This window comes from Paraburkholderia sp. BR13439 (assembly GCF_040948805.1).
Taxonomy (GTDB): domain Bacteria; phylum Pseudomonadota; class Gammaproteobacteria; order Burkholderiales; family Burkholderiaceae; genus Paraburkholderia; species Paraburkholderia youngii.
On sequence record NZ_JBFPKN010000016.1, the window covers coordinates 187744 to 196081 of the forward strand.

The 8338-nt window shown below is 56.9% G+C and carries 4 protein-coding genes and 1 pseudogene; 3 read left to right on the forward strand and 2 right to left on the reverse strand.

Translation table 11 applies throughout. The annotated features are described in order from the left end of the window. Positions 1–318: 318 nt before the first annotated feature. Both AB3X96_RS28610 and AB3X96_RS28615 read left to right on the forward strand, forming a co-directional pair. Positions 319–1347 carry a hypothetical protein gene (locus tag AB3X96_RS28610; RefSeq protein ID WP_368592361.1) on the forward strand — a complete coding sequence of 343 codons (1029 nt, stop codon included), beginning with the start codon at positions 319–321 and terminating at the stop codon, positions 1345–1347. Continuing rightward, entirely contained in the window at positions 1344–2177 is an 834-nt protein-coding gene (locus tag AB3X96_RS28615; protein WP_368592362.1) for an ankyrin repeat domain-containing protein, read from the forward strand. Before AB3X96_RS28610 ends, AB3X96_RS28615 begins: the two co-directional genes overlap by 4 nt. A 17-nt stretch (positions 2178–2194) precedes the next feature. Here the strand turns inward: AB3X96_RS28615 and AB3X96_RS28620 are convergent. After that, positions 2195–2350, reverse strand: a pseudogene (locus AB3X96_RS28620) (integrase); the annotation flags it as partial. 712 nt (positions 2351–3062) lie between these two features. On the opposite strand from AB3X96_RS28620, the gene AB3X96_RS28625 reads away from it, so the two are divergent. Next, entirely contained in the window at positions 3063–3764 is a 702-nt protein-coding gene (locus AB3X96_RS28625) for a LuxR C-terminal-related transcriptional regulator (RefSeq protein WP_368592363.1), read from the forward strand. 21 nt (positions 3765–3785) lie between these two features. On the opposite strand, the gene AB3X96_RS28630 is transcribed toward AB3X96_RS28625, so the two are convergent. Then, on the reverse strand, positions 3786–7727 hold the full coding sequence (locus tag AB3X96_RS28630; RefSeq protein ID WP_368592364.1) for an ATP-binding protein: 3942 nt from the start codon (positions 7725–7727) through the stop codon (positions 3786–3788). Positions 7728–8338 lie beyond the last annotated feature (611 nt).

Sequence of the window (8338 nt, forward strand, 5' to 3'; positions counted from 1 at the left end):
AGCGGCTTCAGATAGACCATCGACACACCTATGTCCCTGTCCGTATTTGAGATGCACTCCGTGGAGCTGTTCTGCTAGCGGCCACTGGGTGCCTGTTATGTCATCTGTGACGAGCGGCACTATAAGGCGTGCCTTGGCAAGGCCGCAGACCGTCAGAGGGCCCGGGCGGAGACCCGGGAGTTTCTCGAGATTGCCGCACTGAATCACAGGGAGTGGGAGGAGGACCGGAAGCTGGTCAGGCGCATCCAGAAGAGTGGCTGGCTGTTTTTCCATAGCGCGCGGCACCGTGACCCCGACACCGATGGATGGTGGGTTATCGTGGCTCTTCTCGAAGAGGTTCGCCGGGGCAAACTGCTTGCCGTTAAAGGTCCGCGTAATGGCCTGTTTCCGTCACCCTACAGCAGCACGCCGCTAAGGAATCCCGTAGCGAGGAGCGGCAGTCATCCGGACGGCGAACCCATTCGGTCCGTCGAGTATGATCCGGCCACCTGGCAAGCCCAGTTAGCCGCTGCGCGCGCAGCCAGGGCGACACCGCCACACATCGAGATACCACAGGCACTGACCAAGGCGCAGCGGTGGCAGACCCGCAAGGCGCTGATTGCGACGGGCAATGCGGCCATGTCCGGGCGCGTGCGGGCGGCGGCTGAACGGCTCGCGCGCAACAATGTCGCGGTGGAGAAGGCCAGACTCTCCGATCATGTCTACGAGCCGTCCGGGCCGGTGCCCGAAGGGTGGGCGAACCGCAGCGGGGATAGGGGATTTCTACGGCAGTACGGGTTGAAGCCAATAGACCTGGAAATCGAAGGCGCGAACTTCAGGGCGCAGCTATACGAACCGGATGCGGCGATCTTCGGCGCCGACATGAATCCGACACTCGCGTTCAAGGGAACCGCAATGACGAGCCTGAGCGACTGGTCGAACAACTTCAACCAGAGCGTGGATATGACATCGCCTTACTATAGGCGGGCCGTAGATATTGGATGGAAGATGCGCCGCACACAGGCGCCAATTGATATTGCCGGACATTCGCTAGGTGGCGGTCTGTGTTCTGCCGCTTCTTTGGCTAGCGGCAAGGACTGCTGGAGCTTCAACGCCGCCGGTCTGCACCCGAAGACGGTCGAACACTACGGCGGCCAGATTACGCCATCGAACATCAATGCCTACCATGTGAACGGCGACATTCTGACCGTGGTACAGACGTGGACGCCCCTGCCCGGTGCAGCCGGTACACCCTATCCCCTGTATGGCAGCGGCTCGCCCGTGTCGCGGCACTTCATCACGCAGGCCATTGACGGCATCGAGCAGCAGAAGGCGGAGGACATCTCCGTACTTGAAACACTGTCATGACGGGGCTGAAAGCGATGAAAAGACTCAGCCGAATCCTTATCGTGCCGGTGCTGTTACTGGCGATATTCCCTGTGGTTCATGCAATGAAAAAATTTCCCGCCACTGATTTCTTTAGCGGCCCGCAACTCGAACTGGCGCAGGCCATCGAGCGCGGTGACATGGAGCAGGTCACGCGACTGGCACCGAAGACGGACCTGAACACGCCTGGCCGCAAGAACATGACGATGCTGTTTTTTGCGTTTCAGGAGGCGTTGCAGCGCGACCCGCATCGGCTTGCGGTTGCGTCGGCGGTGCTGAGGGCCGGGGCCGATCCCTTGCAGGCCGTACCGGATTTTGGCAGCCCCCTCGGGGTCATACTCAACAGCTCGCACCCGGAATTCCTGCGTGCGATGCTGGACGGGGGCGTTGATCCCAATCTGGTTTACAAGGGAGATCCATTAATTTTCTTTGTTGCAGGAGAGTCGACATCTGGCTCACTCGAACTGCTGGTGGAGCGTGGCGCGGATGTGAACCGACGCGATTCGTTGCGCAATTCAGTGCTGTATGAAGCGCTGGCAAATCGCGCACTAGATCAGATTGACTACCTGCTGGATCATGGGGCAAACCCCAACACCTACAACATTAACGGCGAGTCATTCCCATTAGGGATCTGGGACGACATTAATACCTTCGCGCCTGATTCACCGGCCTACAGGAAGCTGGTCGAAATCCGGGATCGCATCATCAGGATGGGCATGAAATGGCCTCCCGAGACTCCGGAACAGATAAGAGCACGTTGGGGAGCCAATCCTCCGCGCCGGCTCGATGACAGCAAGCTTCCGCTGCCTTGAGGCAGAAACGGAAAGGGCTCTTCCAGTTCTTCATGCAGGATCGTGCGCGCCATCGCCCGGAAGCGGCGGCCGGTTAGCTCCGTGCGCGCATCGTAGCCAAGTCGCCGAAGCGCGGCATTGGTAGCCGCTTCACTCATCGGGCGCTTGATATCGCATGCGCCTGGGAACCCGTAGCTTTCCGGCAAAACTGGCCACGCGTGGCGGCCTTCACGAAGACATGACGCAGATGGGTGCGAACCGTTGAGGGCCGTGACGTCGGTCGCTCTTCCAGCCCGCGATTCGCGCCGTGCGAATCGAGCAGCATCAGCGTGGCTGCCGATGCCAGTCCAGTCATTCAGCGACCATTCTAAGCCCCGCGCTTCGTCAGCGAATTGACCCATATCGGATGTGGGCCGGATCGACGCTAGCCGACCAGTCGCTGTCTGCCGTTCACCACATGATGTAGAAAATGCGTTACCGGTGCACACGGGGGTGCCGCGGCGTAGCGGACGGTATGGCAATGCCCGCGCCTACGCGTCTTGTTGTTCGAGCTAGTTAGCGGTACGTAGCGGCGGTCCCAAACCACACCGGCCAGCCTCGGTTGCTCAGGCAGCATGACGCGCCCCAAGTCAGTACTGACACGCCAAACGCAAGAATGGTGCAAAGCATCATCGCTGGCATAGTTTCGCGAGCCTATACTTCGCAAGACCGTTTCACCCTTGGGCGCTTTGCGATGATGTCATTCGCGATCGCGGACGCTGTAAAATCAGTAGCATTTTCCTTGCAGGGATGCACGTCCCAGGTCGAGCAGCCCAATACGACTTACCTCGCTGTCAGAGTAGTGCTGCGGACAAACGTAGCGGCGATCGATTGCTTTTCTCGGATGTCCGAAGAGGAGAAGCGACCATGAAAATCCTGTGGGTCGATGACCACGAACTTCTTTGCGTCGCTCTTTCCGAATATTTACAAACACACGCTTCGGAGCTGAGCGCAACCCCAATCGACGTCACGCCCGTCTTTTCGCTTGCCCGCGCGCTTGAAGAAGTCAACAAGACACCTTCCCCCGATCTGGTATTCCTGGATCTCAATCTGGATGACGAGAACCGTGGCGCCGCGACACTTGAGCATTTCCAGGCGGGAAATCCATCTAAAGTTCCCGTGGTCGTCTGCACAGGACTCACTCCCGGGAACGATCAGGAAGTTGAAATTTTGCGCATGTGCATGCGTGACTACGCCGCTCGGGGAATCCTGTTGAAAGGAGGCGCGCACAAAAAAATGTTCATTGGACTGAGCAGGATCCTGGGAGGTGAACTCTGGATTCCGGAAGAAGTCCTGCTCCGCTTTGCCCGCTCGACACCAGCGCCGTCAGCTAGCCGGAATGAGCACCATCTTGGGCTTTCTCCTCGAGAGTGGGACGTGGGGCGTTGCATTGCACGTGGCCTCTCGGGGAAACAGATCGCTAGAGAGCTTAACGTCACCGAAGGACATGTCAGACAGGTATCCTGTGTTATCTACGACAAACTTCGAGTCAGAAACCGCGTAGAAGCGGCACTTAGAGTCAATGCCGAGTTGGGCGGTGGAAGCGGGCCAGACAAGGGATCGTCATGAAGATCTCTGCTATACCGCGATTTATGTTGCGCTGCGAACACTAGCACCCGCCTTCGGCCGATTTTCCTGGGGCTTATGTTTTGCAAGTAAGGTCAATAAGGTCTGTTCGGAAACCGGTTTCGACAAAAGCTTCATGCCGCTGGCGGCGACTTTTTTGAGCACGGCTGAGGAGGTGTCGCCCGACCACAGGATCGCCGGGATCGAAGCGTCGGTAGCCGCGCGGACCGCCAGAATCGCAGCAATACCGTCCTCGTTTTCGAGCCGGTAGTCTGAGAGGATGAAGTGAGGACCACTTGCCAGCGCTTCAATGCGCAACTGTTCGATCACGTCGGATGAGGATTCCCCCGCCACGACGTAGCAGCCATGCTCGATCAGGCGCATCGATATTTCGATTCTCAGGTCGCTGTTGTCTTCGATGATCGCCACGACCATATCGGTCAGGTCCGCTTCGCCGTCTTCAACCGTTTGAACCTCGCCGAGCAACTCCGGCGGTATGCGTTCCACGAAGGGGACCGTCACGGAAAAACGCGATCCCCGCCCGGGTGCCGAGTTCACATCCAGTTTGTGACCAAGAAGGTTCGCGAGCCCCTGGACAATGGCCAGACCCAGTCCGAACCCTTTATCGCGATTCCTTTCGGGATTGTCGACCTGTACATAGCTTTTGAAGATGTCCGCCTGTCTATCTTCAGGGATACCGATCCCGTTGTCCCAGACGCTTATCCTTACGCAGGTGCCACGCCTCTGGCAACTCACCAGAACATGTCCGTTCTTTTCCCTCTGCCCGGAAGGCGTGTAACGGACCGCATTGATCACCATATTTCGGACGATCCGGTCCAACGCATGCCGATCCGTACGGACCAGATAAGGGCGACTATGGAGTCGTAGTCTCAGCCCCTTCGCCTCAGCCAGCGGCTGCATATCCGCAACTATGCCGCGTAAAAGGGAAGTCAGCGCTACCTCCTGAATTTCCACATTCCAGGTGCGGGACTCGAGGCGGCAGATATCCAGTGCCCCGTTAATCATCCCTTCCATCGTATCCACCTGCCTTTGCGCCATCGAGACGTCATCGACCATCCTGGTTGCTTCAATGCTCCGCTCAATGAAACTTAACTTCAGGCCGAGCGTGGTGAGCGGCTGGCGCAAGTCATGACTTATCGCAGCGACAAGCAGGCTCTTCTCCTCCTTCGCCGCTTCAGCCCGCTCTCGCGCCTCATCGAGAATAATCTCTTTAACATATGCGTGTTTCTCATTGTAAAAAACAAAAAACGCGAGTACACAATAGCCAACTAGTTGAGCCGTATAAAAGACCAGCATAAATGGCCGGTGAATAAACAGGGGGGGGCCAAGGCTAAATCCGAACGGGATAGCGCCGAGCACGAATGAACCCAAATTTGCGCGAAGACTGGGGGCGAGCAGCAGCAAGGTAAATGTATGGCTGATTAGCGTGTACTCAAGGAAGCCAGAACTGGCCAATTTGACGTAGCGAGCTTGGGGCGAGATGAAATCGGGTGGGGTTAGCCCAAAGCTACCCGCTGCCCACCAGAACGATGTCAGCGTGACCAATGCAGCCCATGCCCAATGTAGCTGCTCGACCGCGCTGACGCCAGCGTGCTTCGGGAGCGCCATGGTCTTTTTCAGTAAGTATGCTGCCATGGGAGTCGCCACCCCCCATAGTCCCAGGGGCCAGACGACGCGGAACCAAAGATAGCTATCCGACGTTTTGATCCACGAGCCATACACGCACAGCAGCGAGGCTCCGACCGAAACCAGCGCGGTCCAACATAGCGCTCGCCTAGACAGCGATTGCAATAACTCGCGTTTAACGTAGAGATTCTGCTCAGCACTGAGTGCTGCAACAGGCCCCACAAAAAGATTCACAAAATCAGCGAATCTGCGGCGCCCGGTTGAGTGGGCCTTTTCATCCGCTAACCGTGATGTTCTGGGCCGGGGCGGCGTTTCGCTCGCGTCAGAATCACGTGGTGTTCGAGTACAGGAAGCCATAACAGGCCGGCAATCAGGTGCAGCTTCGCTCCGTTGTGCTGGCTTCGTGTTTGCCTGCCCTCTCTTTCTCCCGTCATCGGTCAATTTTTTTGGCTTATATTCTGCAAGTAAGGTCAATAGCGTCTGTTCGGAAACCGGTTTCGACAAAAGCTTCATGCCACTGGCGGCGACTTTTTTGAGCACGGCTGAGGAGGTGTCCCCCGACCACAGGATCGCCGGGATCGAAGCGTCGGTAGCCGCGCGGACCGCCGCAATCGCAGCAATACCGTCCTCGTTTTCCAGCCGGTAGTCTGAGAGGATGAAGTGAGGACCACTTGCCAGCGCTTCAATGCGCAACTGTTCGATGACGTCGGATGATGATTCCCCCGCCACGACGTAGCAGCCATGCTCGATCAGGCGCATCGATATTTCGATTCTCAGGTCGCTGTTGTCTTCGATGATCGCCACGACCATATCGGTCAGGTCCGCTTCGCCGTCTTCAACCGTTTGAACCTCGCCGAGCAACTCCGGCGGTATGCGTTCCACGAAGGGGACCGTCACGGAAAAACGCGATCCCCGCCCGGGTGCCGAGTTCACATCCAGTTTGTGACCAAGAAGGTTCGCGAGCCCCTGGACAATGGCCAGACCCAGTCCGAACCCTTTATCGCGATTCCTTTCGGGATTGTCGACCTGTACATAGCTTTTGAAGATATCCGCCTGTCTACCTTCCGGGATACCGATCCCGTTGTCCCAGACGCTTATCCTTACGCAGGTGCCACGCCTCTGGCAACTCACCAGAACATGTCCGTTCTTTCCTCCCTGCCCGGAAGGCGTGTAACGGACCGCATTGGTCACCATATTTCGCACGATCCTGTCCAGCGCATGTCGATCGGTGCGGACCAGATAGGGGCGACTATGGAGTCTTAACCTCAGCCCCTTCGCCTCAGCCAGCGGCTGCATATCCGCAACTATGCCGCGTAAAAGGGAAGTCAGCGCTACCTCCTGAATTTCCACATTCCAGGTGCGGGACTCGAGGCGGCAGATATCCAGTGCCCCGTTAATCATCCCTTCCATCGCAGCCACCTGCCTTTGCGCAATTGAGACGTCTACGGCCAGGCTGGTCGATTTAACGCATCGCTCGATAAAACCTAACTTCAGGCCGAGCGTGGTGAGCGGCTGGCGCAAGTCATGGCTTATGGCAGCCATAAACTGGTTCTTTTCCAGCATTGCCGCTACCGCCTGAGCTCGCGCTTCCTCGAGAACAACCTCTTTTACACATATGAGTTGCTGATCGTTGCAGATGTACCAGGCGACGACGCAATAGCCAATTAGTTGAGCCGTATACCAGTCAAACATTCCCGGCCGGTGAATAAAAAACCCGGGTGCCATGTCAAATGCGAATGGGATCGTGCCGACCAGCAGTGCACCTAAAGCCGCACGAAAACTTGGTGCGAGCAGCAGCAACGTAATTGCCTGGCCGATCATAGTCAGTTCCATGAAGCCATACCTGGCAAATCTGAAGTGGTGGCTATGGACGATCACGCCGGTCACGTAGGTGGGTGGTATTAGCCCAAAGCTGGCCGCAGCCCACCAGAACGATGTCAGCATGACCAATGCAGCCCATGCCCAATGTAGCTGTCCGACCGCGCTGACGCCGGCGTGCTTCGGGAGCATCATTGTTTTTTTCAGTAAGTATGCTGCGAAAGGAGCGGCCAGCCCCCAGAGTCCCATGATCCAGACGACACGGAACCATGGATAGATATCCGACGTTTTGGTCCAGGCTCCAACTATGAACCAGAACGGGCTTACGACCAACAAAAGCGCGATCCAATATACCGACCGGCGGGACAGCGATTGCAATAACTTGCGTTTGACGAGGAGGTTCTGTTCAGCACTGAGTGCTGCAACGGCAACCGGTCCGACAAAAAATTTTCTGAATTCAGCGAACCTGCGGCGCACGATTTCCTGAATCGTTTCACTCACGCCCACTGGCGTTCTGGCCCTGACATTTTCGCGCGCGTCAGAATCACTTGATGTTCGAGAACAGGACGCCATAACAGGCCTCCGGGCTGGAATCAGGGGCAGCTACAGACTATTGTGCTAGCAGTCCGCCAGCAAGTCGATGACAAGTGTGCTGTTTTAGGCCGAACAAATGTTCGTGATCCCCGCAGGTGGTTCCAACCGCCCGCAGTACCAGCAAGCACGGCTCGCCAGTTGCAATATTGGTCGCCCCATGTATGCCGCGTCGAACTACTTCCGTAACCGGGCCCGCTCCGTACTCTGACAACGGCACCATGCCGAACAATCGTAAAACGACACCGAACATTTATTCTCCAGCAAAGGAACATTTAATACCGAACATCAAACTATCGACGTAACTACAACTGATACGGTTTCACGGCGAAATAACGAAACATAATTTGACACAAGGAGGGCGTTAATGACCGCACAACTGGGCCGCCTTCTTGTAAGCGCCCGGTCATCCCATCTTGAGTCACGGTGAAAGTCTTGGGAGCATCGTGTTCACTTAAATAGGTGGACACGTGAACACTATTGAAGAAGCAGCGGCACCTAGCCGTCGACGACGCCGGCGC

Bases quoted from the DNA above. Each gene is read 5' to 3' on its own strand.
- AB3X96_RS28615 (WP_368592362.1), top strand. From the start codon at position 1,344: ATGACGGGGCTGAAAGCGATGAAAAGACTCAGCCGAATCCTTATCGTG.
- AB3X96_RS28625 (WP_368592363.1), top strand. From the start codon at position 3,063: ATGAAAATCCTGTGGGTCGATGACCACGAACTTCTTTGCGTCGCTCTT.